Genomic DNA, 26,273 nt, shown 5'->3' on the forward strand with positions numbered 1-26,273 from the left:
CGGTGGCGCAGCGGTCCTGCGTCACCTGACCGGGTGATCGGCAGGAAGGCGGTCGAGCTGAAGAGGAGGACGACGACCGTCTCTCGGAGAGTCGGCGGGATTCCTGCCTCCGCGCTCGGCCGTCGGCGCTCTGCAGGGTCCCGGTGATCGATACTGAGGGTCGTGGATCCGCGGCTTCCGTCGGGGACACTCACCCTGCTGTTCACCGACATCGAGGGATCGACGGCCCTGCTGCAGCGGCTGGGCGACGGCTACGCCGACGTTCTGTCGACGCAACGCTCGCTCCTGCGCGGGGCCTTCGAGCGGTGGCGGGGACACGAGCTCGCGACGGAAGGCGACGGGTTCTTCGTCGTCTTCTCCTCCGTCGGCGACGCGGTCCACGCGGTCGTGGATGCCCAGCGGGCCCTCGGCGGCCACGGGTGGCCGGCGGGTGGCCGGGTGCGTGTCCGGATGGGCCTGCACACGGGCGAGCCGGTGCGGCACCAGGACGGTTACGTCGGGCTGGACGTCCACCTGGCGGCGCGGGTCGCCGCCGCGGCCCACGGCGGCCAGGTGGTCCTGACCGAGGCCACGCAGCGCATCCTTCGTGGCCACCTGCCGTCGGGCGTGTCGCTGCTGGACCTGGGCTGGCACCGGCTCAAGGACATCCCGCAGCCGGTGCAGCTCTACCAGCTCGCCGCTGACGGGATGGACCGGCAGTTCCCACCGTTGAGGACCTCCATGGGAGGGACCTTCGTGGGCCGGGAGCACGCGCTGTCCCGCCTGCTCGCCGCCGCAGAGGACGTCGCGGACGGGTACGCGCGTCTCGCGCTCGTGACCGGCGCGGCCGGGATGGGCAAGACGACCCTGGTCCGGGTGGCGGCCGCCCGCAGCGGCCTGCTCGTCGGGTGGGGGACCTGCGCCGAGTCCGAGCGGACGCCGGCCTTCTGGCCCTGGACCGCGGCCCTGCGCCAGCTGCGCGCCGGCGTGGGCCCGGCGGCCGGGAAGCCGGCCCGGGCCGACACCGCCGAGCTGGCCCGCCTCCTGCCCGAGCTCGCCGGCGAACCTCCCGGCCGCGCCGGTGCGCCGGAGGACGCCGACGCGGCACGGCTGCGGTTGTTCGACGCGGTCGCCCGCTTCCTGGACCGGCTGGCCCGCCACCGGCCGGTGCTCGTCGTGCTCGACGACCTGCAGTGGGCCGACGGGTCGTCGCTGCAGCTTCTGGAGTTCGTCACGCAGAACCCGCGGCCGGTGCCGCTGCTGGTCGTCTGCGCATACCGGCAGGACGAGCTCGACCCCGACACCGCCCGGTCGCTGGCGAAGATCGGGGTCCACGGCGAGGAGCTGCAGCTGCACGGGTTGTCGTCGAACGAGGTGTTCGAGCTCGTCGCCGACGCGCTCGGACGCGATGTGGCTGAGCGCTGGGGGGCCGAGGTCCACCGACGCACGGCGGGTCACCCGTTCCTCGCCCGCCAGCTCGCGGAGCTGCTCGCCGATCCGGCCTCTCCGTCCGGGGGCGTGCCGGCGGCCGCGCACGACCTCGTGGCCCGGCGCGTGGAGCAGCTCTCCAGCGGCTGCCGCGAGCTGGTCGAGGCCGCCGCGGTGGCCGGCAACGAGCTCCTGCCGGACGTGCTCGCGGAGGTGTGCGAGGTCGATGCGGCCACGGTGGTGGCCCGGATCGCCGAAGGCCTGCAGGCCGGCGTCCTCGTGACAAATCCGGAAGGCACCCGGACCCTGCTCGCGCACGACCTGTTCCGCGAGGCCATCTACCTCCGGCTCGGGATCGCGCAGCGGATCAATGTGCACCAGCGGGTGGCCGACGCGCTCGAGCACCGCCTCGCCCGCGGAATCCCCGTCGAACCGGCCGACCTGGCCCGGCACTGCGCCGCCGCGGTCGCGCTGGTCGGCCCGGATCGGGCGATCCGCTGGGCCAGGGCGGCGGCAGAAGCCGAACTGGCCCGGCTGGGCTTCACCGAGGCCGCCGCGCACCTCGCTCGGGCCCGCCGCGCGATCGAGGACTCCGGGAGCGCGTCCGCCGGAGGACCGCTCGTCGATCTGTTGGTCGAGGAGGCCGACGCCCGTGCCCGGGCCGGAGACCCGCCCCAGGCACGTGCCCTGCTGGCCGACGCCGCACGCCGGGCCGACGCGCTCGGCGACGCCCAGCGGCTCGGGTCGGTCGGCCTCGGTGTGCAGCGGCTCGGTGCCCGGTTCGCCATGCCGCACGACGCGGTCGTCGAGCTGCTCGACAGATCCCGGAGGGCGCTGGAGGGGACCGGCACGCTGCTGGAGGCACAGGTCACCGGGGGCCTCGCGCAGGAGCTGAGCCACTCCGTGCCGCAGCACCGGGCGCGGGCGCGGCCGCTGTCGGAGCAGGCCCTCGCCCTGGCCCGCGAGCACGACGACCCGGCCACCCTCGCCGCGGCACTGCTGGCCCGCCACGACATCCTCTGGACACCCGGTCGCGCCGCCGAGCGGATCGCGGTGACGTCCGAGATCGTCGACCTCGCCCGGCGGACGGGGAGTTCGGAGCGAGAGGCCGAGGGGCTGCTGCTGCTCGCCACCGCCCAGCTCGAGGACGGCTCGGCGGCGTTCCGGGCGACCCTGGCCGAGTACCTCACCCTCGCCGACGGCTTCGGCCAGCCCCGGTACGACTACATGGCCATGACCCGGCGGGCCACCCTCGCCCTGATCGACGGCCGACTCGACGAGGCCGGCCAGCTGATCGACGCGGCCAGTGCGCTGGGTGAGCGGATCTCGGAGCCGGACACGATCAACGTCCGGACCGGACACCGCCTGGCGCTGGCGTGGGCCCGGGGCGAGCCGGTCCTGCTCCGCGCGGTCGCCGACGAGGCCATCCGGTGCTGGATCGGTGTCCCCGCGAACGCACCCGCCCTCGCCGCCGGCCTGTTCGCCCTCGCGGGCGGCCCCGACGACCTCGAGGCCGCGCGCCGGACCCTGGACACCGTGGTCGCGGCCGGCACGTGGCGTGCGGACCGCTCCTACCTGTGGCCACTCTTCGTCGGCGGGATGGCGACTGCCGCGGTAGGGCTGGGCAACCGGGCACTGTGCGCGGAACTGCTGGAGGAACTGCGACCGGTCACCGGCAGCTGCGGCGTCGGCGGCTCCCTGGCGTGCTTCATGGGCGGCAACGCGCAGTGGGCCGGCGTCGTCGCCGCTGCCCTGGGTCGCGAGGAGGCGCAGGGCTGGCTGGAGCAGGCGCTGGCGGTGCACCGGCGGCTCGGTGCGCGGACGTGGGAGGCAGAGAGTCACCTGCAGCTCGCCCTGCTCGGAGCCGATGGGGACCACGCGGAGCGCGCCGACCGGCTTGCCGCCGAGCTCGGGCTCCCCGGCGTGACCCGCCGGCTTGCGGCCGCGCATCGCGCTCCGGCGTCGTAGGGCCGGTGGTCTCCACCGCCTGCTCCACGCCCGGCCCCCGATGAAGTGCCGCCTCGGGGCCGTCGGGCCGGCGGAGCAGCACCGTGTGGTGCCCCCGGCAGGATTCGAACCTGCGGCCTACCGCTTAGGAGGCGGTTGCTCTATCCCCTGAGCTACGAGGGCGTCGGCGGGTGGGGCCCGTCGGGGACGCCGCAGAGGGTAGCCGGTCGCCGTTGCCCGATCGCGACGCCGTCCTCCCCGGAACCCGGCCGGGCGAACTACCGTCGGCGGCGTGCTGATGCAGCTGGCGCTCATCGCGCTGGTGCTCGGCCTGCTCGGGCTCGGGGTCTGGGGGGCCTGGCGGGTGCTGCAGCCCGGCGTCCTCAGCGGGCCGACCCCACGGCTCCCGCTCCGGGACCGGACGTGGCTGGCCGGCGAGATCGCCAATGCCCGCTGGACGGCCGCCCACGACGAGGTCGACGGCACGACCCGGATCCTGCTGCGCCGCAGCTACACCGGGCTCGACGGGCGCCCCGCCGTCTTTGAGGAGCGGGTGTTCGACACGTTCCCGGCGACCGACCCCGCCTGGGAGGCGCGGTTCACCGAGGCGATGGCGAACGCCCGCTTCCGGTGCTCGTACCTCAATGCCGAGGAGTCACGCTGACCACCGGGTCGCCACGGGCGTGACGCCGGCGGGCACCTGACCCGCGCGGGCGGCGGCCTCCTGGACCAGCCGAACGATCGTGCGGGGCCGGTCGGACTGCGGGGCGTGACCGGCGGCGAGCAGCGGGCTGAACCGGGACCCGGGGATCAGCGGGAGGTAGCGGACGGTCTGCCCGGAGGCGACCCAGTCCGCCGTGCCCTGCACCAGCGTGACCGGGCACTCGATGCGGTCCAGGCCGCGCGGCACGTCGAGCATCAGCCCGTGGAACAGGGTCCGCCAGTAGTCGCGCGCGTCTGCGAACCCGTCGCGGGCGCCGATCGCCTCCTCGCGGCTGGTGCTCCAGGGGCTGGCCTTGAGCGGCGCGAGCAGGGCCGTCCGGCCGAGCGCCGAGCGGGAGAGCGGCTCGATCAGCGGCGCGATGGATCGCATCGCGACGCGGGCCAGCGCCATGCCCCCGCTCTGGTAGAGGCGCTCCGGCGGGACGTTGAGGCCGGACGGCGCGATGGCGACCACCGAGCGCGCGCGGCCGCGGACCGCCAGCTCGAGGGCGATCCGCGCACCGAGTGAGTTGCCGAGCACGTGCACGGTGCCGACGTTCTCCGCGTCGAGGGTCCGCTCGACGGCGTCGGCCTGCGCGGCGACCGTCGGCCGCTCGTCGAGGTGCCGCGAGTTCCCGGACCCGGGCAGGTCCATCGCGAGGACGTCGAAGTGCTGTCGGAGGCGGGGGACGACGGCGGCGAAGTCGCGGCGCGAGCTGCCCATGCCGTGCAGGAGCAGCAGGGCCGGGCCGGAGCCGGAGCGGTCGACGTACAGGGGCGCGGGGAGGGGAAGAACGGACATCGCTCTCCTGGGTACCCCCGCCGTCGTCCGGCCGAGCGGTGACCTCGCCCACTCTCCCCTGCCAAGGTGGCGTCGTGGCGGAGCTGCGCGCGGTGGTGTTCGACGTCTTCGGCACGCTCGTCGACTGGCGGTCGAGCGTGCTCGCCGAGGCGGAGGGCACCGGTGCCGTCGCCGACTGGGCCGCCGTGGTCGACGACTGGCGGCGGGCCTATCCGCCGGCGCTGGCGCGGGCCCGACGCGAGCCGGTGTGGCGGGACCTCGACGCGCTGCAGCGGGAGACCCTGGACGACGTCCTGGCCCGGCACGGCGTGGACCTCCCGCCCGCCGAGCGGGAGCGGCTCGTGCAGGCCTGGCGGCGGCTGCCGCCGTGGCCGGACTCCGCGCCGGGGCTGGAGCGGCTCCGCGCCCGGCTGGCCACGGCGACGCTCTCGAACGGGCACGTGGCACTGCTCGTGGACCTGCTCCGGTACGGCGGCTGGCGGGTGGACACCGTGCTCTCCGCGGAGCTCGCCGAGAGCTACAAGCCCGACCCGCGCGTCTACCGGCGCGCGGCCCAGCTGCTCGGCTGCGCCCCCGAGGAGGTCGGGATGGGCGCCGCGCACGCCGACGACCTGCGCGCGGCGGCCGAGGTCGGGCTGCGGCCGCTGTTCGTTCGCCGTCCGGACGAGTGGGGCACCGGCGTCGCCGAGGAGCCGCCCGACCTCCCCGGTCTCGTGGTCGCGGACTCGGTCGAGGACCTCGCGGCGCAACTCGGCTGCTGAACCTGGGGACGGCGCTCCCCGCTGTGGACGGGCGCCGGCCCGCCGTCCTGTTCCGTCGGTAGACCGGCGGCATGGACGACGACTTCGAGCAGTGGCGGGCCGGCGCGCTGGCGATGAGCACCCATCCCGGCGAGTGCGTGCTCTGCTACGTGCACCGGATGGTCAGCGCGTTCGGCTGTGACGGGACGCTGCGCATGGCGGTGCGCCGGCGCGACCGGCGGGCGCCGAGGCGATGAGCCTGATCGATCGGCAGATCGCCCGGGGCGCGCACTTCGACTGCGAGCTGTTCACCAACCGCTGGAAACCGGCTCGCACCGCCGGCGGGTCCGAGCAGCCGGTACCGGATCCGTGCGCCGGGTCGGTCAGGGCCACGGCGCCGTGCGACAACTGGGGATCCCTCGGTCGGGCTCCGTGGTGAGCGATCGGCAGACTGGAGGCCATGAGCGAGGTCGTCGCCACCACCGAGCACGTCGTCCGCGCACCGGCCGAGCGGGTCCGGGCCGCACTGACCGACTACGAGGGCGCCCGCCGCCGGGCCATGCCCGAGCAGTTCAGCGACTACCGGGTGGAGGCCGGTGGCACCGGCGCCGGCACCCGCGTGCACTGGCGCTTCGCCGCCACGTCCAAGCGGGTCCGCGACCAGCTCGTCGAGGTCACCGAGCCCGACGCCGAGACGGTGGTGGAGCGGGACGTGAACTCCTCGATGGTGACCACCTGGACGCTCCGCCCCGCCGACGCGGGGGTGACCACCGTACGGGCGCGGACGACCTGGAACGGGGCGGGCGGGATCGGCGGGTTCTTCGAGCGCACCTTCGCGCCGAAGGGGCTGCGCCGGGTGTACGGCGAGCTGCTCACCCGGCTGGAGCGCGAGCTGGCGTGAGCTCCCGGCACGGCGGCCGCCGGCGAGGGACCATGGCGGGGTGACCGCCGCGCCGACCGCCCTCCCGAGCAGCGGGGAGGGCGCCGTTCCGGGGCACGCCCTGGACGCCCTGGCCGAGCTCGTCGCCGACGGCGATGTCGTCGTCCTCTCCGGCGCCGGGCTGTCGACCGACTCGGGAATCCCGGACTACCGGGGGGCCACCGGCTCGCTGCGCCGGCACACGCCGATGACGTACCAGACGTTCACCCGCGATCCCCGCGGCCGGCACCGCTACTGGGCGCGCAGCTTCGTGGGGTGGCGGCAGATCCGGGGCGCGCGCCCCAACGCCGGGCACCGCGCGGTCGCGGAGCTGGAGCTCGCCGGCCTGGTCTCCGGCGTCATCACCCAGAACGTCGACGGGCTGCACCAGGCGGCGGGCGCCCGCGGCGTGGTCGAGCTGCACGGCGGGCTGGACCGCACGATCTGCCTGGCCTGCGGGGACGTCGCGAGCCGGGCCGCCCTCGACGAGCGGCTGCGCGCGGCGAACCCGGACTTCGGGCCGCGCACCGACGAGATCAACCCGGACGGCGACGCCGAGCTGCCCGACCAGGTGCTCGACGGGTTCGTGATGGTCGACTGCCTCGCCTGCGGGTCCGGGCCGCTCAAGCCCGACGTCGTCTTCTTCGGCGAGACCGTCCCGCGCGACCGGGTCGACGGCTGCTTCCGGCTGGTCGACGACGCCGGCTGCCTGCTCGTCCTGGGCTCCTCGCTGACCGTCATGAGCGGCTACCGGTTCGTGCTGCACGCGGCGAAGCAGGGGATCCCGGTCGCGATCGTCAACGTCGGGCCCACCCGCGGGGACGTCAGGGCCGACGTGCGCCTCGACGCGCCGCTGGGCGACGTCCTGCCCGCGCTCGCCCGGCAGCTGGCCGCCGCCGCCTGACCGACCGGCGGTCCGGGGCGGCCTCGGCGAGGATGGTCGCCGATGCAGACCTTCGTCCCCGTCGCCGACTTCGAGGAGAGCGCCCGCCTGCTCGACTCGCCGCGTCTCGGCAAGCAGCGCGTCGAGACCCTCCAGATCCTGCGTGCTCTCGAGCTGCCCGACTACGGCTGGGCGTCGCACCCGGCGGTCCGCATGTGGCGCGGCCGGACCCCCGCGCTGGTCGCCTACGGCCTGGCGATGGTCAGGGTGTGGCGCGAGCGCGGCTTCGCCGACACCACCGCGGCGCCGATCGCCGAGTTCGCGCCGGAGGTGGACGGCCGCTCGCAGACGGAGCTGGCCGGCGCCGGGCTGCTGCCGTCCTGGGTCGGCGACGAGGCGCTGCACCGGTCGCACCGGTCGAACCTGCTGGCCAAGGACCCCGAGTTCTACCGGGCGCGCTTCGCCGAGCGCTTCGGTCCGGAGCCCGACGACCTGCCCTACGTCTGGCCGGAACCGGACGACGTCCCCGTGGCGCCGGAGCCGGACGGCGTGCGGGTGTGGGTGGTGCGCCCGCGGGCGCACGGCGAGCTGGGCGCCTGCCTGGCCGCCGGCGTCGTCGGCCTGGGCACCCAGTCGGGCGTGGACGTCGACGCGACCGGGCTGTCCCCGGCCGAGCTGCGCGCCCTGGCCAGGGAGCTCTCGGGGCGCCGGCCGGCCAAGGACCTGCGCCAGCTCTCGGCGTTCCTGGACGAGATGCGCCCCGGTGACCCCGTCGCCGTGCCGATCGAGCACGGCGCCGGTCTGCTGCTCGGCGAGGTCGTCGGGGACTACCTGTTCCAGGGGCGGGAGCTGCTGCCGCACCGCCGGCCGGCCCGCTGGGACCGTGTGGTGCCGCGCTCCGCAGCCCGGCCTCGTGCGACCCTGCAGGACCCGCGGGCGCTGTTCACCGTCGTCCTCGACCCGGCGCAGGTGCCCGGCCGCGGCTGAAAACCGGGGGTGCCGCGCCGCGTCCCTGTGGCAGCGTCTCGTCGTGGCAACCGTTCTCGCGCGCCAGTCCGCCGACTTCCCGCGCTGGTACCAGGACGTCGTCGCCAAGGCCCAGCTGGCCGAGAACGGGCCGGTGCGCGGGACGATGGTGATCCGGCCGTACGGGTACGCGATCTGGGAGCGGATCCAGGCGGAGATCGACGGACGGATCACGGCGGCCGGCGCCCGCAACTGCTACTTCCCGCTGCTCATCCCCGAGCCGTACCTGCGCCGCGAGGCCGAGCACGTGGAGGGGTTCAGCCCCGAGCTGGCCGTGGTGACCCACGCCGGCGGCCGGGAGCTCGAGGTGCCGGCCGTCGTGCGCCCCACCAGCGAGACGGTCGTCGGCGAGTACATGGGCAGGTGGGTGCAGAGCCACCGGGACCTGCCGCTGCTGCTCAACCAGTGGGCCAACGTGGTCCGGTGGGAGCTGCGGCCGCGGATCTTCCTGCGCACGACCGAGTTCCTGTGGCAGGAAGGGCACACCGCGCACGCCACCGAGGACGAGGCACGGGCGTACGCGCGCCGGATCCTGCACGAGGTCTACGCGTCGTTCATGCGGGACGTCCTGGCCCTTCCGGTCGTCGCCGGCCGCAAGACGCGCCGGGAGCGGTTCGCCGGTGCGGTGAACACGCTGACCTGCGAGGCGATGATGCGCGACGGCAAGGCGCTGCAGATGGGCACCAGCCACGAGCTCGGGCAGAACTTCGCCCGGGCCTTCGACATCGACTTCCTCGCCGCCGACGGCGAGCGGCGGCTCGCGTGGACGACGTCGTGGGGTTCCTCGACCCGCCTGGTCGGCGGCCTGATCATGGGCCACGGGGACGACGCCGGGCTCCGCCTGCCGCCCCGGCTCGCGCCCGTCCAGGTGGTGGTCGTGGTCGCGCGGGCCGGCGACGGCGTCGTCGATACGGCGCGGTCGGTGGCCGAGGGCCTGCGGGCGCGCGGGGTGCGGGTCGAGCTCGACGACCGCGCCGACGTCCCCTTCGGACGGCGGGCCGTCGACTGGGAGCTCAAGGGCGTGCCGGTGCGCGTCGACCTCGGCCCCCGCGACCTCGCCGACGGCCGGGCGAGCGTGGTCCGCCGGATCGCCGGCACCCGGGCGCCGGTGGCCCTGCCCAGCGTCGTCGACGACGTGGTCGGCGCGCTGGACGAGGACCAGGCGCGCCTGCTCGAGGAGGCACGGGCCCGGCTCGCCGACCGGACCGTCGACGTCCGCACGCCCGACGACGCCCTGGCCGCCGCTCAGGACGGCTGGGCGCGCATGGAGTGGGCGCGGCTGGGGCCGGACGGCGAGGCGCGGCTGGCCGAGCGCGGCGTCACCGTCCGCTGCCTCGTCCAGCCTGACGGCGGCCTGCCGGCGGACGACGACAGCCCCGGCGCCCTCGCCGTCGTCGCCCGCGCCTACTGAGCCGACTGCGGCAGCGGCACGTTCTGCAGCCGCACCTGGCCGCGGGCGACGATCTTGCCGTCGTCCGCGCGGGTCAGCGTCACGAGCCAGAGCTGCAGGGTCCGGCCCTGCTGGATCGGCTCGGCGAGGACGTCGACCCGTGCCTCGGTGACCGGGCGGATGAAGTCGGTCTGGTTGTTCACGCCGACCGCGAACTGGCCGCGGTCGGCCACCGCCATGCTGGCGCCGATGGACGCCGCGGACTCGATGACCGTGCAGTAGACGCCGCCGTGCACGACGCCCCAGGGCGTGTGCTGGTCGGGGCCGAGGTCGAGGTGGCCGGCCACGCGCGAGCCGGTGAACTCGGTGACCACGAAGCCCGAGGCGGCGACGAACCGGCTGGCCGAGGCGAGGTCGGGGGAGGGGAACTCGACGGTCACGCCGCATCCCACACCAGGCAGAACGGGTGCCCGACCGGGTCGGCGTAGACGCGGAAGTCGCCGCCCTCGCCGGGCAGCCGCGTCGCGCCCAGCGCGAGCGCCTTCGGCTCCGCCTCGTCGATGTCGCGGACGAAGACGTCGAGGTGGAACTGCTGCGGGCGGTCGGGATCGGGCCAGTCCGGCGGCTTGAGGTCCGGCGCCTGCTGGAAGGCCAGCCGGTGTCCGGCGCCGGTGACGACCACCCAGTCGTCGCCGGGGGAGCCGTTGACCTCCATGCCCAGCAGTTCGGCGTAGAAGGTGGCGAGCGCGTGGGCGTCCGGTGCGTCGATGACGACGGAGTGCAGCTGGCCGATCATGGCCCCATCCTGACCACACGGGGTCCGAGCGCGACAGCCGGATCCCGGCCGCGCGGCGCAGCGATCCGGCCACCCGGCCTGCGGCGACGCCGCGGCGTGCCGCACGATCGGGGCATGCGCTCCGCTCGCCGACCCGTCGCCGCTCGCCGACCCGTCGCCGCCCGATGACCGCGCCCCGGCTGGGCTCGCTGTCCTGGCGGCCGGCCGCCGACCACCCCGAGCTGCTCGGCTCGCCCGTCGCGGCGGCCCTGGCCGCGCTGCCCGGCGAGGTCTGGGTCGCCGAGATCGACGACGAGCTCGCCGACACCGCCGCCTTCATGGACGCCTACGGGGTACCGCCTACCGCCTCGGCGAACTGCGTCGTGGTGGCCGCCCGCCGCGCCGGGCAGACCAGCCTCGCCGCCTGCGTCGTGCTGGCGACCACCCGGGCCGACGTCAACGGGCTGGTGCGGCGGCACCTGGACGCCCGCAAGGCCTCGTTCGCTCCGCAGGACGTCGCCGTGGCCGAGAGCGGCATGGCCTACGGCGGCATCACGCCGATCGGGCTGCCGGAGGGCTGGCCGGTGCTCGTCGACGCCGCCGTGGCCGCCGCCGAGCTCGTCGTGATCGGCTCGGGGACGCGCGGCAGCAAGCTCGCCGTGCCCGGCCGGCTGCTCGCCAGGCTCCCCGGCGCGGAGGTGCTCGAGGGCCTCGGCCAGCCCGTGGAGCCGCGGCCGGCGGCACCCGCGCGCTCCGCGCCGCCGCGGGCACCCGACGACACCGACATCGGCTGGAGCGAGCGCCCGGACGACGCCCGCGACGATGATCGGCGCTACCTCGAGAACCGGCCGCCGCACTGGGGCAGCGACTGACCGCCGCTCACAGCTGACCGGGCAGGGCCGTCGTCCCCGGCCCGGACGGATCCCGGCCGGGTCCGGAGCCCTGCTGGGCACGCAGCAGGTCCCGGATCTCGACCAGCAGCTCGACCTGCGTCGGCGCCACCGGGCCGGGTTCCTCGCCGCGCTTGCGCCGCTCCATGAGCGTCTTCATCGGGACCACGACGACGAAGTACACGACCGCCGCGGTCAGCACGAACGTGATGACCTGGCTGATGAACGCGCCGTAGGTGAACGTCTGGCCGTTGATGGTGAACGTGCCGCCGAATTCGCCGCCGCCGGTGACCAGTCCGATCAGCGGGGTCAGAAACGAGTTGGTGAACGAGCTCACCACCAGGGTGAAGGCGGTGCCGATGACGACCGCGACCGCGAGGTCGACGACGTTGCCGCGGAGCAGGAAGTCCTTGAAGCCTTTGAGCACCCGGTCATCCAGCCACATCGGGGCGGCCCCGGCCAGGCAACGGGCCGGTCAGGGTGGCGGCAGGCTCACCGTCAGGGTCGAGGTGGTGGCCACCGCGGCCAGCCGGGCGGCCGTCGCGGCGTCCACCGCGAGCACCAGCAGGCCGGCGTCGTCACCCGCGGCCGAGGGATCGGCCGGCGGGCGGGGCGCGGCCAGGACCAGCGCCCGGGCGGCCACCGTCTCGGCGCGCTCCGTGTCGGGCGCGGTCGCCAGCACGTCGACCCGGTCGCCGGTGCGCAGCAGCCCGGTGACCGCGAGGTCGGCCAGCCGGACGGGCGCGGCCACCTGTCCTTCCGGCAGGCCCGCGGTGAGGCCCGGCCCGACGAGCCGCACGTCGGTCACCGGCTCGCCGGCACGCACGCTCCCGGCCAGGCGCCGGCCGACGAGCTCGCCGGGGTCGGCCACGGTGCCGGCGGGTGCAGCACCGGCCGGCAGCCGCGCCACGGTCAGGTCCGAGAGGGCCAGCGGTGTGCCAGCCGGGAGGTCGGCCGCGGTGACGGCGACCGCGACGGTGGCCTGGCCGGCGACGGCGGCCGGAGGTGGCGAGCGCAGGGCGAGCAGGAGAGCGCCGGCCGCGAGCAGCGCCGCGAGGGCACGCCGGAGCGTGTGGACGGGGGAGCGGGGGCGGCGGAAGCGGAGCACTCCCGCAGCGTGCTCACCCCGCGGGCGGCGTGGCGGCGGACGGCGCCGGTTGTGGAACCGGCCCCGCGCTGTGGACAGCGCGGGGCCGGAACCGGTGGAGCGGGAGCAGGGTCAGCTGGCGGCCTTCGCCGCGCTGCCCGACGTCGAGGAGGACGACGATGCCTTCGAGGAATCCGAGGACCCGCCGGACGACGAGCCGCTCGAGGACGAGGAGCTGCTCGAGGACGAGGAGCCGTTGCTCGAGGACGCCCCGGCGCGGCTGTCGGTCCGGTAGAAGCCGGAGCCCTTGAACACCACGCCCACGGAGCCGTAGACCTTCCGGACCGTGCTGCCGCAGCTCGGGCACTCGCTGGCCGGCGCGTCGGTGAACGACTGCACGAGCTCGAACTCGTGCTTGGCATCGGGGTTGGTGCAGACGTACTGGTACGTGGGCACGGCGGTTGCGCTCCTCGTCGGGTGAGCCTGGTTTGGCACTCGTCCCTGTCGAGTGCCAATGATGCGCCCTCACGGTGCACTTCGTCCACGCCCGAAACGGGAGTGTCCGGCGTGCCGTCCTCGGGAGGGTGACGCGTGCGGCGGATGACGTCCGCGGTGAGAAGAACGCCTTGCTGCGGGGCGGCATTCCGGCCCGGCGGGTGACGGTGCGGTGAGACCCCAGCGGTCGGCGGTCGCTGCGGCCGCAGGTGGCGGGGCCGAGCGACCTCGCGCCACATGCGGACGCGCGCCCGGTACCGCAGGATCGGTGCGGTGACCTCCGCCGCCCGCTCCCTGTTCGACCGCGTGCATCGCGCGGTCGAGCACGCCCGCGAGGTCACCGACCACCCGGTGCTCGAGGCGGTGGCCCGGGTCGGCCTGATCGCCTACGGCGTCATGCACCTGCTCATCGGCTGGCTGGCGCTGCAGCTGGCGCGCGGCGCCGACCGCACCGACGCCGACCAGACCGGTGCGCTGCAGACGGTCGCGGACTCACCGGGCGGGCTGGTGCTGCTGTGGGTCATCGGCCTCGGCCTGCTGGCGCTGGCCCTCTGGCAGGCCGGCGAGGTGCTGCTGTGGTGGCGCGGTCTGTTCGACCGCGCCCACCGGAAGCGGACGGCGTTCGTCTGCACCAAGTGCCTGGCCAAGGCCACGGTGTACGCCGTCCTCGGGGTCACCGCGCTGCTGTTCGCCGTCGGGCTCGACTACGAGGCCGACGAGCGGCTGCGCGCGCTCACCGGACGGACGCTGCAGATCCCGGGCGGAACCGTGCTGGTGGAGGTCGTCGCCGTCGCGGTGGTCGCCGCCGGCCTCTACAGCGTGGTCCGCGGGCTCACCGGCGGATTCATGAAGGACATCGACCTGCCGACCGCCCCCGACAGCGTCGAGCCGTGGATCGAGACGGTCGGGCGGATCGGCTACGCCGCGAAGGGCATCGCCTTCGGTCTGGTCGGGGTGCTGTTGTGGCAGGCCGCCGCGTCCGCCGACCTCTCCACAGCGACCGGTCTGGACGGTGCGATGACCGCGATCGTCGACGCGCCGGGCGGGCCGTGGCTGCTCGGCGGGGTCGCGGTCGGGTTCGCCGCCTTCGGCGTGTACGCGCTCGCCCGCGCCCGGTATCCCGACCGCGACCCGTCGTCCTGAGCCCGGGGTGGCTCTGCTTGGCGGGCCAACGCTTGGGCCACCACGGGTTCTACGCTGAGGTGGTGACGACCGGTGAGACGACCCCGCAGCCCGTCGCGTCCGAGGACATGCTGGCCCTCGAGCGGCAGGTGTGCTTCGCCCTCTCCGTGGCCGCTCGCAACGTGGTCGCGGTCTACCGGCCGGTGCTGGAGCCGCTGGGGCTGACCCATCCGCAGTACCTGGTGATGCTCGCGCTGTGGCAGCACGGGCCGCTCTCGGTCAAGGACCTCTCGGTGCTGCTGCAACTCGACCCCGGCACGCTCTCGCCGCTGCTCAAGCGGCTGGAGGCGGCCGGCCTGCTGCGGCGGGAGCGGGACCCGAAGGACCAGCGCAACCTCGCGCTGGCCCTGACCGACAAGGGGAGGGCGCTGCGCGCGCAGGCCGAGCAGATCCCCGCCGGCATCGTCGAACGGCTCGGCATGCCCGTGGAGGAGCTGATGGCCCTCCAGGGGGCGCTCACCCGCGTGATCGGCGCTTCGCAGCGGGCGCTGGGGGCCCCGGCCGCGACCACCGAGGCGACCGTCGCCTGAGGTGTGAGCCCGCTGACATTTGGTGCCCCAATCCTTGGTGCCCCTAGCGTCTTGGGGGACCATGGGGATGTGAGCCTCACGGACCAGGAGAGAGTCGTCATGGGGGAACCCGAAGCGCAGCCCGGCGTCCCGGCCGAGCCGATCGTCCGTCCGGCTCCGCACCGCTGGCTCTGGTACGCCCTCGGCGGCCGGCTGCCCCGGCGCCACCGCGGCTGGGTGCTCTACGACACCACGACCGGCACCTGGGCGTTGCGGCACGTCGCCCGCACCTTCGTGCAGATGTCGATCCCGATCGTGCTGGTGCTGACGCTGCTGCCGGCCGGGTGGGGCCTGCGCGCCGCCGCGGCCGGCGGCGGCATCTTCCTGGCGATGATCTACTCCCTGGCCTACATGACCGAGACCGCCGAGAACCGGGTCGTCAAGGCCGGCTACCCGGTGGGCACCGCCCAGGCGTACCGCGACCAGCGTGCCCTGGTGCGGCAGAAGCAGGAGAGCGAGCGCAAGCGGGCCGCGGCAGCCAAGCGCGCGGCCCGGTACCGCGAGCGCACCGGCCGCTGATCCGCCGGCGGTCAGCAGCGCCCGGTCAGCGGGCCCAGCGCAGCCCGAGGAGGACGGTGTCGTCCTTCCGGCCGTCGGCGGTGAGCGTGCTCAGCAGGCCGTCGAGCATCGGCTCCAGCGACTCGTGCTCGCGCGCGGCCGCGGCGGAGCGCAGGCGCTCGAGGCCGGTGTCGATGTCCTCGCCGCTGCGCTCGACCGCGCCGTCGGTGAACGCCAGCAGCGTGGCCGGCTGCGGCACGTGCACGGTCGTGACGACCGGCGGGGTCGTGCTCGGCACCCCGATCGGCGGTGTGACCGGGCAGTCGAGCAACTCGGCCCGGCCGTCGGTCACCAGCAGCGGGCCGAAGTGGCCGGCGGACACCAGGCGCAGCCGGCCCGCGGTCACGTCGAGCTCGCCGAGCAGCACGGTGGCGAACTGGTGGTCGACGTGGATGTCGAGCAGGCAGCGCAGCCGGGTCAGCACGGTCTCGATGCAGTGCCCCTCGGCGAGGTAGGCGCGCACGGCGAACCGCAGCGAGGCCATCGTCGTCGCCGCGGGCAGGCCCCGGCCGGAGATGTCGCCGACGACGAACACGCAGCAGCCGGGCCGCTGCTCGATGACGTCGTACCAGTCGCCGCCGACCTCGAGCTCGTCGACGCCCGCGACGTACCGGGCGGCGACGTCCACCCCGCACAGCGCGGGCACGGCAGGCAGCAGCGCGTGCTGCAGCGTCCCGGAGATGCCGCGCTGCTGGCGGTAGAGCCGTGCGTTCTCCTCGGCGAGCCCTTCGGCGACCGCTCGCCGGCGCGACACGAACTCGACCGTCGCGGCCCCTCCGACGGCCAGGGCGCAGCCGGCGCCGAGCACGATCCACGGCAGGGCGCTCGACAGCGCGCCGGCCAGGGGGGTGGGCGAGGTGGCGACGATGGTGACCGTGCTCGTGCCGAACGGCACCGTCGCGCGCCGGGTCTCGCCGTCGATCGGAGTGGGCGCGGTCGCCTGGAGCAGCCGCGCCGGCTCTGTCGTCCGGCCCAGGTAGAGCGCGAGGTCCAGCCCGGCCACCGGGGAGTTCGGCGGCACGGCCATCCGCCGGCCCTCGGGAAGGGGGGACTCCGCGTAGACGACGAGGTCGGTGTCGCCATCGGCCGGCATGAGCGCGTAGGCCAGCCGATCCCGCTCGCCGGGCAGGATGCCCAGGATCACCAGGTCGCCGGTCGGCTCCAGAGCGGCCAGCGCGCCGGCCCCGTCGGCGGGCAGCCACGGCTCGACGCCCTGCACGGCCAGCTGCTCGGCCTGTCCGTCGGCGGCCCGCCACAGCGACAGCGACTGCCCGGTCTCCTCCAGCTCGCGGCCGGCGAACCGGGCGAAGGCCGCCGGGTTGGCGTGGGTGTTCACCGCGACCTGCGCGATGTCGGCGAGCTGGACCTGCAGGACCGCCGCCTGGTTGGTGAGCAGCGTCCCGACCTGCGCGACCTGCCGGCTGAGCAGCCGCTGCTCGCTGTGGGTGGTGACCCGCCAGGTCAGGAAGGTGAGGACACCGGTGATCACCAGCAGCAGCACGGCGGCGACGATGCTCACCTTGCGTGGTCGGGTACTCCACATAACGTTAGCAACTGTAACGGTCGTTCCGGAAAGCGTGGGGACCGTTGCAGGGGCGGTTCGAGTTCCGGCCGCGCGGATGCGAACGATTGCGCTGCGGCGTGACGTCGTGCGCCCGGCCTCCAAGATCCGCCGGGTACCGTCGGCGACGTGGCGCAGCGATGGCTCGACGAGCAGCAGCAGCGCACGTGGCGCGCCTGGTTGACGGCCTCGGAGCTGCTGCCGCGGGTGCTCGACGCCCAGTTGCAGCGCGACGCGGGGCTGACCCACGCCGCCTACGTCGTCCTGGCGATGCTGTCGGAGGCGCCCGGGCGCAGCCGCCGGATGAGCGACCTGGCCCGGCGGGCCAACCAGTCCCAGAGCCGGCTCTCGCACACCGTCGCCCGGCTCGAGGAGCGCGGCTGGGTGCGCCGGGAGCGCTCGGCCGAGGACGGCCGCGGCAACGTCGCCGTGCTGACCGACGCCGGGTGGGACGTCGTCCGCTCGGTGGCACCCGGGCACGCCGACGCCGTCCGGACGGCGCTGTTCGATCCGCTCACCGGCGAGCAGACCGAGGCGCTCTGCGAGGTGCTCGAGACCGTCCTCGAACGGCTCGACCCCGACCACAGCCTGCGCGTCGAGCACGGCCGGGACCTGGAGGAGTAGGACCGGCTCCTCAGCGGCCGAGGTGCCGGTAGCGGTGCAGCCGGCTGCGGAAGCGCTCGGTGTCGTCGCGGCCGAGCAGGCCGGCCAGCTCCTCGCCGAGCACCCGGCCCAGCCGGCCGCAGAACTCCACCGGCTCGTCGGCGGCGTCGGGACGCTCGGGGACGACGCGGTCGACGATGCCGGCCCGCCACAGGTCGGTGGCCCGCACGCCCTGCTCCTGCGCCATCTGCCCGGCGTGGTCGAGGTCGCGGTGCACGATCGCCGACGCGCCCTCCGGCGGCAGCGGGCCGAGCCAGCCGTTGGCGGCGGCCAGCACCCGATCGGCCGGCACGAGGGCCAGCGCGCCGCCCCCGGTGCCCTGGCCCAGCAGCACCGCCAGCGTCGGCGCCTTGAGCATCACCAGCTCCTGCAGGCAGCGGGCGATCTCGCCGGCCATCCCGCCCTCCTCGGCCTCGCGGGAGAGCGCGGCGCCGGGGGTGTCGATCAGCGTGACCAGCGGCAGCCGGAGCTCCTCGGCCAGGTGCATGCCGCGGCGGGCCTCGCGCAGCGCCGCCGGGCCCAGCGGCGCCGACAGCGACTGCCCGCGCCGGTCCTGCCCGAGCACCACGCACGGCGCGCCGCCGAAGCGGGCCAGCGCCAGGAGCAGTCCGGGGTCCTTCTCCCCGGCGCCGGTACCCGACAGGCCGACGACGTCGGTGGCGGCGGTCCGCAGCAGCCGCCGCACGCCCGGCCGGTCCTCTCGGCGGGAGGCGGTGACCACGTCCCACGCGCTGCGGTGGTCCTCGGGGTCGTCGGCGTCGGTGCCGTCCTCCGGCCGCGGCCCCTCCGCGCCCCGCACGTCGAGGTGCCAGGTCTGCCGGGCGGCCAGCACGCGCAGCGCGCGGTCGGCGACGTCGCCGATCTCCTCGTGCGGGACGACGGCGTCGAGCAGCCCCCGCTCGGCCATGTGCTCGGCGGTCTGCACGCCCTCGGGGAACGGCTCGCCGTAGAGCGCCTGGTACACCCGCGCCCCCAGGAACCCGATCGACGCCCCCGGCTCGGCGATCGTCACGTGCCCGAGCGACCCCCACGACGCCAGCACGCCGCCGAACGTCGGGTTGCGCAGGTACACCAGGTACGGCAGCCCCGCCTGCTTGTGCCGGGCGATCGCGGCCGTGATGCCGACCATCTGCAGGAAGGCGACGGTGCCCTCCTGCATCCGCGTCCCGCCCGACACCGGCGCGGCCAGCAGCGGGAGCCCCTCCTCGGTCGCCCGCTCGACCGCCGCGATCAGCCGCTCGGCGGCGTCCACACCGATCGAGCCCGCCAGGAAGCCGAACTCGCCCGCGATCACCGCGACCCGGCGGCCGCGCAGCCGGCCCTCGCCGGTGACGATCGCCTCGTCCTGGTGGGTCCGCTCCGCGGCCTCGGCGAGGTCCTTCGCGTACCCCGGGTCGGCGTCGCGGCGCTGGATCGGGGTGTCCCACGAGGTCCAGGACCCCGGGTCGAGCACCAGGTCCCGCAGTGCCCGTGCGTCGAGACGGGCCGGGCGCGCCGTCGTCACGTGGCGTGCCCGTCCTCGACGTCGTCCTCGGCCGGCTGCGGCACGCCGTCGGTGAGCCACGCCCGGATCGCCTCGTTCGAGGAGCCGAGCACCGGCGGGGGCCGGTGGTCGCGGCGGGTGGTCTCGCGCTCGCCGTCCGGACCGGGGGTGAAGAACCGCAGTGGGGGACCGGGGATCCGCAGCGGGCCGAGCGTCGCGTGCTCGATGTCGAGGAGCAGGCCCTGGGACGCCGTCTGGTCCCAGGCGTAGACGTCGTCGATCGTGCGGACCTTGCCCGCCGGGATGCCGACCTTGTTGAGGCGGGCGAGCAGGTCCTCGGCCGCGATCGAGGCGAAGGCGCCCTCGAGCAGGTCGATCACCTTCTGCCGGTTGACCACGCGCTCGCCGTTGCTGGCCATGCCCGGGGCCTCCGGGTCGAAGCCGAACTCGGCGCACAGCCGCCGCCACAGCGACTCGTTGGCGCAGGCCACCTGCACGCTGCCGTCGGCGCAGTGGAACAGCCCGTACGGCGCGATCGAGGGGTGGTGGTTGCCCTGCGCGCGGCCGACCTGGCCGGCCACCGTCCACGCCGTCCCGTGGAAGGCGTGCACGCCGACGATCGCCGCGAGCAGCGAGGTGCGCACCACCTGGCCGCGGCCGGTGCGCTCGCGCTCGAGCAGCGCGGCGAGCACGCCGTAGGCGCCGTACATCCCGGCCAGCAGGTCGCCGATCGGCACGCCGACCCGCTGCGGGTCGTCGGGGCCCGGGCCGGTCACCGACATCAGCCCGCCCTCGCCCTGGGCGATCTGGTCGTAGCCGGCGCGGCCGCCCTCCGGGCCGTCGTGCCCGAAGCCGCTGATCGCCAGGGTCACCAGCCGCGGGTTCAGCTCGGCCAGCACGTCGGTGCCGAAGCCGAGGCGCGCCAGCGTGCCGGGCCGGAAGTTCTCCAGCAGCACGTCGGCGCGGCGCAGCAGCTCGGTGAGCAGCGCCTTGTCGCCGGCGTCCTTGAGGTCGAGGGTGATCGACTCCTTGTTCCGGTTGGCCGACAGGAAGTACGTCGACTCCCGGTCCCCGCCCTCGGGCTGGACGAACGGCGGACCCCATCCGCGGGTGTCGTCCCCGGCGCCGGGGTTCTCCACCTTGATCACCCGCGCGCCGAGGTCGCCGAGCATCATCGCGGCGTGCGGCCCGGCGAGGGCGCGGGTGAGATCGACGACGAGGACGCCGTCGAGGGGTCCGGACACGGGGTCTCCGATCGTCTAGAGCCAGCTGGGGACGACGACGAACACCAGCCAGGCCAGCATCGGCCCGACGGCGACGACGATCCCCGCGTAGGCCAGGATCTGCTTGTAGAAGCGGTCGCGGTCGACGTCCTGCGCGTTGGCCAGGACCAGCGCGCCGTTCGTCGAGAACGGGCTCACGTCGACGATGGTCGAGGCCACTGACAGGGCGACCACCACGCCCACGGCGCCGATGTCCCCGGCCTGCAGGAACGGCACCGCCAGCGCGATGGCGACCCCGATGATCGCGGTCGACGACGCGAAGGCCGACACCACCCCTCCGATGTAGCAGAGCAGCAGGGCGATCAGCAGCGGGACGCCGAGGCCGATGACCGCCTCGCCGACGTAGTCGATCGTGCCCGCCTCCTGCAGCACGAAGACGTAGGACAGGACGCCGGCGATGAGCAGCACCGTGGACCAGCTGATCTGGCTCACGGCGCCCTTGTGGCGCGCCGCGGCGAACAGCGCCAGGACGGTGGCGACGGTGATGGAGACGAAGCCGATGTCGAGGTCGAACGCCAGGGCGAGGACGGCGACGGCGGCCAGGCCGATCAGCGTCATGACCTGGTCCGGCGTGACCGGCGGCGGGCTGTCGGCGCGCGGGGCGTCGTCCCCACCGACGACCGCACCGGGCGCGGGGCCGGCGCCGGCCGCCGGGCCGTAACCGCGGACGCCGGGGCCGGACCCCGCGTGCACCGCCTCGGCCTCGACGCCCGCGGTGACCCCGACCTTGCGGCCCAGCAGCTTGCGGCCGCCGAGCACGACGAACAGCACCACGGCGATCGCCAGGTTGAAGAACAGGCTGCCCAGGAACACGGCCAGCGGGCTGCCGGGCAGACCCTCGTCCTCGACGATCGTGTTGACCGTGACGCCGTAGACGCTGATCGGGGAGAAGCCGCCGCCCTGGGCGCCGTGGATGACCATCATGCCCATGAGCAGCGGGTTGATCCCGTGCCGCGCGGCGAAGGTCAGCGCGATCGGCGCGATGATCGCGACCGCGGCGGGGGAGAGCGCACCGATCGCCGTGAGCAGCGCGGTGACGAAGAACATGATCCAGGGGATCGCCGCGACGTGGCCGCCGACCATCCGGACCGCGCCTCGGACCAGCAGGTCGACGGTGCCGTTGTTCTGGGCGATGGCGAACAGGTAGGTGACGCCGATCAGCGTGACCACGAGCTCGGCGGGGAAGCCGCCGAGGATGTCGTCGGTGGACAGGCCCACCGACAGGGTGCCTATGAGGAATGCGGCGACGAACGCCAGCGCCCCCATGTTGATGGGCAGGAACGACGCGATCGCGAAGATCACGACGAGCCCGATGATGGTGACGATCTCCGGGGACACAAGCCCCTCCCACGACGTCGGGGGGTGGATCGGTCCACTGTCTCAGTGCCCCGGGGATACCGCCTGCCAGCCTCCGGACGGGGTGACGACGGCCGTCACCCGGCGGTCGTGGGTCTCGGCGGGCAGCGCGTCGACCAGTTCGTCGTCGAAGACCACCGCCACCAGGACGGCGTCCGCGCGGGCGTGCACGAGGGCGCGGTCGTAGTAGCCGCCGCCGCGGCCGAGCCGGACGCCGCCGCGGTCCACGGCCAGCGCCGGGACGACGACGACCTCCGCCGCTCCGATCGCGGTCGGGCCCAGCCGCGGGCCGACCGGCTCGAGCAGCCCGTAGCGCCCCGGCGCGAGCCGGCCGGTGTCCACCGCCCACGACAGCTCCTCGCCGTCGGCCGGCGTGATCGGCAGCAGCACGCGCGCGCCGAGCTGCGTGTAGGCCGCCGGCAGCCGGCCGAACCCCGGCTCGATCTCGTCCGGCGCGAACGCGGCCATCGTGCGGGTGCCGGCGAGGCCGCGCAGCAGCGCCGCGCTGACCGCGGCCGCCGCCGCCGCGCGTTCGGCCGGGGTGCGGGCACGGCGGCGGGAGAGGAGTCGCTGCCGCAGCGCCGCCTTGGCCTCGACCGGCTCGCCGTGAGTGATCACTTCGGGAGCCTAGTTAGGCTGCCTGCATGCCGACTGCCAGTTCCCGACCGACCCGCAAGGCGGTCATCCCGGTGGCCGGGCTGGGCACCCGCTTCCTGCCGGCGACCAAGGCCGTGCCCAAGGAGCTGCTCCCGGTGGTCGACCGCCCGGCGCTGCAGTACATCGTCGAGGAGGCCGCGCGCGCCGACCTGCGCGAGGTGCTCATGGTCACCGGCCGCAACAAGTCCGCGATCGAGGACTTCTTCGACCGGACGCCGGAGCTCGAGACGGCGCTGGAGAAGAAGGGCGACGCCGGCCGGCTCGCCGCCGTCCACGCGTCCACCGAGGTCGCCCAGGTCCACTTCGTCCGCCAGGGCGAGGCGAAGGGGCTCGGGCACGCGGTGCTGCAGGCCGCGGCGTTCGTCGGCGACGAGCCCTTCGCCGTCCTGCTGGGCGACGACCTGATCGACGCCCGGGACCACCTGCTCGAGCAGATGCTCGCCGTGCAGGCCGAGCACGGCGGATCGGTGATCGCCCTGCTCGACGTCGGCCGGGAGAACATCGACAAGTACGGCGCCGTCGCCGTCGAGCCGAGCGGGCACACCGGCGAGGGCGACGAGGTCGTGCGGATCACCGGCCTGGTCGAGAAGCCGCCGGTCGAGGAGGCGCCGAGCAGCCTGGCCATCATCGGCCGGTACGTGCTCGCGCCGGAGATCTTCGAGGTGCTGCGCACCACCTCGCCCGGCCGCGGCGGGGAGATCCAGCTCACCGACGCGCTGGCCACGCTGGTCGAGCGCGGTGAGCCGCTGCACGGCGTCGTCTTCAGCGGCCGGCGCTACGACACCGGCGACCGGCTGGACTACCTCAAGGCGGTCATCCGGCTGGCCAGCGAGCGCGACGACCTGGGCCCGCCGCTGCGCGCGTGGCTGACCGAGTTCGTCGCCGACCTGCCCGCCGATGGCGCGTCGCCGGCCTGAGCGCGGGCGACAGAGGGCACCATCGAGCGCGTGGGCATGACGGACGACAGCACGAGCGGGGGGTTCGGGTCGCGGCGCGACACGTCGCAGATGGACCTGCGGCACGGCATCGCCGTCCAGGAGGCCGTCCCCGAGCCGGAGACCGGGACGTTCCGCGACACCACGCAGATCGACCTCGAGCGCATCCCCTCGCCGCCGCCCGCGCCGGCGACGCCGCAGGTGCCGACGGTGGAGCGGCACCTCGACGAGATCCTCGCCGCCGCCCCGCAGGTCGACCCCATCGAGCTCGCGGTGCTCGACGCGCAGGGCCTGCTGTGCGCCGAGGACGTGGTCAGCCAGCGCGCGCTGCCGGCCTTCGACCAGGCGGCCCTCGACGGTTACGCCGTCCGCGCCGAGGACGTCGCGACCGCCACGCTCGAGGCGCCGGTGCAGCTGGCCGTCGTGGGGGAGAGCACCGCGGGCAGCGGCGCGCCCGCCTCCATCGGGCCCGGCCTGGCGCAGAAGGTGACCGCCGGGGCGATGCTGCCGGCCGGCGCCGACGTCGTCGTCCCCGCGGTGTGGACCGACCAGGGCGAGGTCCGGGTGGCCGTCCACGCCGCGCCGCCGTCGGGCAGCTACGTGCGCCGGGCGGGGGACGACGTCGCCGTGGGGGACTCCGCCGTCCAGGTCGGCACGCCGATCGGGCCGGCGCAGATCAGCCTGCTGGCCGCGGTCGGCCGCGACCGGGTGCACGTGCGGCCGCGGCCGCGGATCACCGTCCTCTCCGCCGGGGGCGAGCTGGTCGACGTCGGCACCGACCCCGCCCCCGGGCAGGTCGTCGACGTGAACTCCTACGCGCTGGCCGCGGCCGCGCGCGACGCCGGCGCCGACGCCTACCGCGGCGGGATCCTGCCGACCGACCGGGACCGGCTCACCGAGCGGCTGGAGAGCGCGTTGCTGCGCAGCGACCTGGTGCTCGTCTCCGGCACCTTCGCCGGTGACGGATTCGACCAGGTGCCGCAGGTGCTCGCCGAGCTCGGCCCGACGACGTTCACCTCCATCGCGATGCACCCCGGCCCCGTGCAGGGCTTCGGCCGGCTCGGCCGCGACTCCGTCCCGGTGATCTGCGTGCCCGGCGACCCGGTGTCGGCGCTGGTGTCCTTCGAGGTGTTCGTGCGCCCGGCGATCCGGCTCATGCTCGGCAAGCGGCAGCTCTTCCGCCGCACCGTGCAGGCGATCTCGGCCCAGCAGCTGGTGTCGCCGCTGGGCTACCGCCAGTACCTGCACGGCACCGTCATGCGGCACCCCGACGGCGGCTACGTCGTCGAGCCGGTCGGCGACGGCAGCGAGGCGCAGCTCGCCCGGATGGCGCGGGCCAACTGCCTGATCGTCGTCGACGAGGACGTCACCGAGGTCGCCCCCGGCGGGCTGGTGACGGTCATGCCGCTGCTGCTCGGCGGCTGACCGAGGGCCCATGAGCGATCCGGTCCTGCACCCGGGGTGGCCGGTACGGCTGGCCTGGGGGCCGGTGGAGCTGCACCCGCTGCGCCGCCGGGACGCCGCGGAGTGGGCCCGGCTGCGGCTGGCCAACGAGGACTGGCTGACGCCGTGGGAGCCGTCGGCGCCGCTGCCCTGGCGGCTGCGGCACACCCCGGGGGCCTACCGGGCGATGCGCCGGGCGGTGGCCCGCCGCGCCCGCGCGGGGACCTCGCTGCCGTTCGCCGTCCGGGTGGAGGGCCGGCTGGCCGGCCAGGTGACGGTCGACAACATCGTCCGCGGGGCCATGCGCTCGGGGCACCTGGGCTACTGGATCGACCGCGAGGCGGCCGGTCGCGGCATGGCCTCCCTCGCCGTGGCCCTGGTCTGCGACCACGCGTTCGGCCCGGTCGGGCTGCACCGCCTGCAGGCCGACATCCGACCCGAGAACGGGCCGAGCCAGCGGCTGGTGGAGCGGCTCGGGTTCTCCCGCGAGGGGCTGCTGCGCCGGTACCTGGACATCGACGGCGACTGGCGCGATCACCTCACCTACGCCCTCCTCGCCGAGGACGTGCCGGCCGGCGTGCTCGCCCGCTGGCGTGAGTCCCTACCACGCTGACCCCTCGCCGGCGGTGTCCTCTTGTCGACACGCCGCGCCGGTCGTCACACCAGTTCCAGAACTCGCACGCGACACTCCAGCGCGCCTCCCCGATTCGGGTGATCTCGCTGCCTAACCTGCCGAAGCCGGTGACTCGTGTGACAGGTGGTGTTCTGGATGGGATCGGGCGCGCTTCTCGCCGCTCTGGTCGTGCTGTGGTTCGTCGTGCTGGTGCCGATGGTGGTGACCCGCGGTGATTCGCATGCCGGCCGCGGCGAGCCGGCCTCGTCCGGGCGGACGCTGCAGCGACGGCGGACGGCCAACCACGTCGTCTCGGCCGAGACCGAGCGGGTGACGATCGACCGCGAGGCCCTGCGCACCAGCGGCGAGCTCAAGGTCGACGTGCACAAGCTGCGCCGGCGCGTGCTGGGCGGGCTCGTCGCCGCGGCCCTGCTGGCCCTCGCGGGAGCGCTCTTCCTCAGCTCCTGGATGTGGCCGGCGCAGGCCCTGCTCGACCTGGCCGTCGTCGGTTACGTGCTGGTGCTCCGGAAGGCCGCCCGCCGCGAGCGGATGGCCGCCCGCCGCGCCGCCCGGACCGCGGCGCGCGAGGCCCGGCTGGCCGCGGCGGCCGAGCGACGGGCCGCCGCCGTCGCGGAGGCCGAGCACGCCACGGCCACCCAGGAGGCGCTGCCGGCGCTGCCGCACCCGAGCCTGCCGCTGGCCCCCGTGCACCCGCTGCGCCCGGGCCGCGTCGTCGCCGCCCGCACGGCCGCGCCGGCCGGCTGGCAGCACAGCGCCGTCGTCGGGCTGGACGACGACGACATCGGCTTCGCCGACATCGACGAGTACCGCCCCGCCCGGGTGGTCAACGGCTGATCCGACGCTCCGGCGCCGCCCCGGTGGCGGCGCCCGAGCGCTCGACGGGTAA

28 protein-coding genes, 1 tRNA gene and 1 pseudogene are annotated in these 26,273 nt (G+C 75.2%); 18 read left to right on the forward strand and 12 right to left on the reverse strand.

Annotated features, from left to right (window positions below; translation table 11 throughout):
* Window positions 1-162: 162 nt before the first annotated feature.
* Window positions 163-3,375 (forward strand): ATP-binding protein, encoded by a 3,213-nt coding sequence (locus AB3388_RS02965; protein WP_495409264.1) that lies wholly within the window; start codon window positions 163-165, stop codon window positions 3,373-3,375.
* 86 nt (window positions 3,376-3,461) lie between these two features.
* On the opposite strand, the gene AB3388_RS02970 is transcribed toward AB3388_RS02965, so the two are convergent.
* Window positions 3,462-3,537: transfer RNA gene (locus AB3388_RS02970), tRNA-Arg, on the reverse strand.
* A gap of 109 nt (window positions 3,538-3,646) precedes the next feature.
* Here AB3388_RS02970 and AB3388_RS02975 point away from each other — a divergent pair.
* Entirely contained in the window at window positions 3,647-4,018 is a 372-nt protein-coding gene (locus AB3388_RS02975; protein ID WP_495409265.1) for a hypothetical protein, read from the forward strand.
* Here AB3388_RS02975 and AB3388_RS02980 read toward each other — a convergent pair.
* Window positions 4,010-4,858, reverse strand: coding sequence for an alpha/beta fold hydrolase (locus AB3388_RS02980; RefSeq protein ID WP_495409266.1), 849 nt, complete (start codon window positions 4,856-4,858; stop codon window positions 4,010-4,012). The genes AB3388_RS02975 and AB3388_RS02980 overlap by 9 nt on opposite strands.
* 74 nt (window positions 4,859-4,932) lie before the next feature.
* Here AB3388_RS02980 and AB3388_RS02985 point away from each other — a divergent pair, with 74 nt between their 5' ends.
* The 6 genes from AB3388_RS02985 (at window position 4,933) to proS (ending at window position 9,837) form a co-directional block, all read left to right on the forward strand.
* Window positions 4,933-5,619: a haloacid dehalogenase type II gene (locus tag AB3388_RS02985; protein WP_495409267.1), complete on the forward strand. Its 687-nt coding sequence runs from the start codon at window positions 4,933-4,935 to the stop codon at window positions 5,617-5,619.
* Between the two features lie 71 nt (window positions 5,620-5,690).
* Window positions 5,691-5,855: a DUF2695 domain-containing protein gene (locus AB3388_RS02990; RefSeq protein ID WP_495409268.1), complete on the forward strand. Its 165-nt coding sequence runs from the start codon at window positions 5,691-5,693 to the stop codon at window positions 5,853-5,855.
* Between the two features lie 203 nt (window positions 5,856-6,058).
* Window positions 6,059-6,499 (forward strand): SRPBCC family protein, encoded by a 441-nt coding sequence (locus AB3388_RS02995; protein ID WP_495409269.1) that lies wholly within the window; start codon window positions 6,059-6,061, stop codon window positions 6,497-6,499.
* 40 nt (window positions 6,500-6,539) lie between these two features.
* Window positions 6,540-7,421, forward strand: coding sequence for an NAD-dependent protein deacetylase (locus AB3388_RS03000; RefSeq protein WP_495409270.1), 882 nt, complete (start codon window positions 6,540-6,542; stop codon window positions 7,419-7,421).
* 42 nt (window positions 7,422-7,463) lie between these two features.
* Window positions 7,464-8,387 carry an MSMEG_6728 family protein gene (locus tag AB3388_RS03005; RefSeq protein ID WP_495409271.1) on the forward strand — a complete coding sequence of 308 codons (924 nt, stop codon included), beginning with the start codon at window positions 7,464-7,466 and terminating at the stop codon, window positions 8,385-8,387.
* 43 nt (window positions 8,388-8,430) lie between these two features.
* Entirely contained in the window at window positions 8,431-9,837 is a 1,407-nt protein-coding gene (proS, locus tag AB3388_RS03010) for a proline--tRNA ligase (protein WP_495409272.1), read from the forward strand.
* On the opposite strand, the gene AB3388_RS03015 is transcribed toward proS, so the two are convergent.
* Window positions 9,831-10,256: a PaaI family thioesterase gene (locus AB3388_RS03015; protein WP_495409273.1), complete on the reverse strand. Its 426-nt coding sequence runs from the start codon at window positions 10,254-10,256 to the stop codon at window positions 9,831-9,833. The genes proS and AB3388_RS03015 overlap by 7 nt on opposite strands.
* Window positions 10,253-10,612 (reverse strand): VOC family protein, encoded by a 360-nt coding sequence (locus AB3388_RS03020; protein WP_495409274.1) that lies wholly within the window; start codon window positions 10,610-10,612, stop codon window positions 10,253-10,255. Before AB3388_RS03020 ends, AB3388_RS03015 begins: the two co-directional genes overlap by 4 nt.
* Before the next feature lie 164 nt (window positions 10,613-10,776).
* Between AB3388_RS03020 and AB3388_RS03025 the strand changes: the two genes are divergently transcribed.
* The gene (locus AB3388_RS03025) at window positions 10,777-11,463 is read left to right on the forward strand and encodes a YbaK/EbsC family protein (protein WP_495409275.1); all 687 of its coding nucleotides are present in this window, start codon (window positions 10,777-10,779) and stop codon (window positions 11,461-11,463) included.
* 7 nt (window positions 11,464-11,470) lie between these two features.
* On the opposite strand, the gene mscL is transcribed toward AB3388_RS03025, so the two are convergent.
* Together mscL and cpaB are read right to left on the reverse strand one after the other, a co-directional pair.
* Window positions 11,471-11,926, reverse strand: coding sequence for a large conductance mechanosensitive channel protein MscL (gene mscL / locus AB3388_RS03030; RefSeq protein ID WP_495409276.1), 456 nt, complete (start codon window positions 11,924-11,926; stop codon window positions 11,471-11,473).
* Window positions 11,927-11,956: 30 nt separating this feature from the next.
* On the reverse strand, window positions 11,957-12,589 hold the full coding sequence (gene cpaB, locus AB3388_RS03035; RefSeq protein WP_495409277.1) for a Flp pilus assembly protein CpaB: 633 nt from the start codon (window positions 12,587-12,589) through the stop codon (window positions 11,957-11,959).
* Window positions 12,590-12,683: 94 nt separating this feature from the next.
* On the opposite strand from cpaB, the gene AB3388_RS03040 reads away from it, so the two are divergent.
* Window positions 12,684-12,863 carry a hypothetical protein gene (locus tag AB3388_RS03040; protein ID WP_495411490.1) on the forward strand — a complete coding sequence of 60 codons (180 nt, stop codon included), beginning with the start codon at window positions 12,684-12,686 and terminating at the stop codon, window positions 12,861-12,863.
* Window positions 12,864-12,877: 14 nt separating this feature from the next.
* On the opposite strand, the pseudogene AB3388_RS03045 reads toward AB3388_RS03040, so the two are convergent.
* Window positions 12,878-13,063 (reverse strand): annotated as a pseudogene (locus AB3388_RS03045) (FmdB family zinc ribbon protein); the annotation flags it as partial.
* Window positions 13,064-13,336: 273 nt separating this feature from the next.
* On the opposite strand from AB3388_RS03045, the gene AB3388_RS03050 reads away from it, so the two are divergent.
* The 3 genes from AB3388_RS03050 (at window position 13,337) to AB3388_RS03060 (ending at window position 15,333) form a co-directional block, all read left to right on the forward strand.
* Window positions 13,337-14,206, forward strand: coding sequence for a DUF1206 domain-containing protein (locus AB3388_RS03050; RefSeq protein ID WP_495409278.1), 870 nt, complete (start codon window positions 13,337-13,339; stop codon window positions 14,204-14,206).
* A 62-nt stretch (window positions 14,207-14,268) separates the two neighbouring features.
* On the forward strand, window positions 14,269-14,775 hold the full coding sequence (locus tag AB3388_RS03055) for a MarR family winged helix-turn-helix transcriptional regulator (protein WP_495409279.1): 507 nt from the start codon (window positions 14,269-14,271) through the stop codon (window positions 14,773-14,775).
* Between the two features lie 99 nt (window positions 14,776-14,874).
* Window positions 14,875-15,333, forward strand: coding sequence for a DUF5313 family protein (locus AB3388_RS03060; protein WP_495409280.1), 459 nt, complete (start codon window positions 14,875-14,877; stop codon window positions 15,331-15,333).
* 25 nt (window positions 15,334-15,358) lie between these two features.
* On the opposite strand, the gene AB3388_RS03065 is transcribed toward AB3388_RS03060, so the two are convergent.
* Complete coding sequence (locus tag AB3388_RS03065) at window positions 15,359-16,891, reverse strand: PP2C family protein-serine/threonine phosphatase (RefSeq protein WP_495409281.1); 1,533 nt, start codon at window positions 16,889-16,891, stop codon at window positions 15,359-15,361.
* Between the two features lie 171 nt (window positions 16,892-17,062).
* On the opposite strand from AB3388_RS03065, the gene AB3388_RS03070 reads away from it, so the two are divergent.
* Window positions 17,063-17,557, forward strand: coding sequence for a MarR family winged helix-turn-helix transcriptional regulator (locus tag AB3388_RS03070; protein WP_495409282.1), 495 nt, complete (start codon window positions 17,063-17,065; stop codon window positions 17,555-17,557).
* A gap of 10 nt (window positions 17,558-17,567) precedes the next feature.
* Here AB3388_RS03070 and AB3388_RS03075 read toward each other — a convergent pair whose 3' ends face one another.
* From AB3388_RS03075 to AB3388_RS03090, 4 genes are read right to left on the reverse strand one after another with little or no spacing between them, the layout of a single operon-like run.
* Window positions 17,568-19,100 (reverse strand): carboxyl transferase domain-containing protein, encoded by a 1,533-nt coding sequence (locus AB3388_RS03075; protein ID WP_495409283.1) that lies wholly within the window; start codon window positions 19,098-19,100, stop codon window positions 17,568-17,570.
* Entirely contained in the window at window positions 19,097-20,323 is a 1,227-nt protein-coding gene (locus tag AB3388_RS03080) for a CaiB/BaiF CoA transferase family protein (protein ID WP_495409284.1), read from the reverse strand. Before AB3388_RS03080 ends, AB3388_RS03075 begins: the two co-directional genes overlap by 4 nt.
* Window positions 20,324-20,338: 15 nt before the next feature.
* A complete protein-coding gene (locus AB3388_RS03085) occupies window positions 20,339-21,700 on the reverse strand; it encodes an SLC13 family permease (protein ID WP_495409285.1) in 1,362 nt (453 codons plus the stop codon).
* Window positions 21,701-21,742: 42 nt separating this feature from the next.
* Window positions 21,743-22,336, reverse strand: coding sequence for a 5-formyltetrahydrofolate cyclo-ligase (locus tag AB3388_RS03090; protein ID WP_495409286.1), 594 nt, complete (start codon window positions 22,334-22,336; stop codon window positions 21,743-21,745).
* A gap of 26 nt (window positions 22,337-22,362) precedes the next feature.
* Between AB3388_RS03090 and AB3388_RS03095 the strand changes: the two genes are divergently transcribed.
* The 4 genes from AB3388_RS03095 to AB3388_RS03110 all read left to right on the forward strand — a co-directional run bounded on the left by AB3388_RS03095 (window position 22,363) and on the right by AB3388_RS03110 (window position 26,221).
* Window positions 22,363-23,292, forward strand: a complete 930-nt coding sequence (locus tag AB3388_RS03095; RefSeq protein WP_495409287.1) for a UTP--glucose-1-phosphate uridylyltransferase — start codon at window positions 22,363-22,365, stop codon at window positions 23,290-23,292.
* Window positions 23,293-23,328: 36 nt separating this feature from the next.
* The gene (gene glp / locus AB3388_RS03100) at window positions 23,329-24,735 is read left to right on the forward strand and encodes a molybdotransferase-like divisome protein Glp (protein ID WP_495411432.1); all 1,407 of its coding nucleotides are present in this window, start codon (window positions 23,329-23,331) and stop codon (window positions 24,733-24,735) included.
* Window positions 24,736-24,745: 10 nt separating this feature from the next.
* Complete coding sequence (locus AB3388_RS03105) at window positions 24,746-25,366, forward strand: GNAT family N-acetyltransferase (protein WP_495409288.1); 621 nt, start codon at window positions 24,746-24,748, stop codon at window positions 25,364-25,366.
* A gap of 156 nt (window positions 25,367-25,522) precedes the next feature.
* Window positions 25,523-26,221, forward strand: a complete 699-nt coding sequence (locus tag AB3388_RS03110) for a SepX/GlpR family protein (RefSeq protein WP_495409289.1) — start codon at window positions 25,523-25,525, stop codon at window positions 26,219-26,221.
* The last annotated feature ends 52 nt before the right edge of the window (window positions 26,222-26,273 follow it).

Source organism: Geodermatophilus sp. SMS 5-13 (assembly GCF_059428245.1).

Excerpts from the sequence above, each read along its gene's own strand:
- AB3388_RS02980 (WP_495409266.1), bottom strand. The coding sequence starts at position 4,858 with ATGTCCGTTCTTCCCCTCCCCGCGCCCCTGTACGTCGACCGCTCCGGC.
- AB3388_RS03005 (WP_495409271.1), top strand. The coding sequence starts at position 7,464 with ATGCAGACCTTCGTCCCCGTCGCCGACTTCGAGGAGAGCGCCCGCCTG.
- AB3388_RS02990 (WP_495409268.1), top strand. The coding sequence starts at position 5,691 with ATGGACGACGACTTCGAGCAGTGGCGGGCCGGCGCGCTGGCGATGAGC.
- mscL (WP_495409276.1), bottom strand. The coding sequence starts at position 11,926 with ATGTGGCTGGATGACCGGGTGCTCAAAGGCTTCAAGGACTTCCTGCTC.
- AB3388_RS03110 (WP_495409289.1), top strand. The coding sequence starts at position 25,523 with ATGGGATCGGGCGCGCTTCTCGCCGCTCTGGTCGTGCTGTGGTTCGTC.
- AB3388_RS03060 (WP_495409280.1), top strand. The coding sequence starts at position 14,875 with ATGGGGGAACCCGAAGCGCAGCCCGGCGTCCCGGCCGAGCCGATCGTC.
- AB3388_RS02995 (WP_495409269.1), top strand. The coding sequence starts at position 6,059 with ATGAGCGAGGTCGTCGCCACCACCGAGCACGTCGTCCGCGCACCGGCC.
- AB3388_RS03020 (WP_495409274.1), bottom strand. The coding sequence starts at position 10,612 with ATGATCGGCCAGCTGCACTCCGTCGTCATCGACGCACCGGACGCCCAC.
- AB3388_RS03105 (WP_495409288.1), top strand. The coding sequence starts at position 24,746 with ATGAGCGATCCGGTCCTGCACCCGGGGTGGCCGGTACGGCTGGCCTGG.
- AB3388_RS03025 (WP_495409275.1), top strand. The coding sequence starts at position 10,777 with ATGACCGCGCCCCGGCTGGGCTCGCTGTCCTGGCGGCCGGCCGCCGAC.
- AB3388_RS03095 (WP_495409287.1), top strand. The coding sequence starts at position 22,363 with ATGCCGACTGCCAGTTCCCGACCGACCCGCAAGGCGGTCATCCCGGTG.
- glp (WP_495411432.1), top strand. The coding sequence starts at position 23,329 with ATGACGGACGACAGCACGAGCGGGGGGTTCGGGTCGCGGCGCGACACG.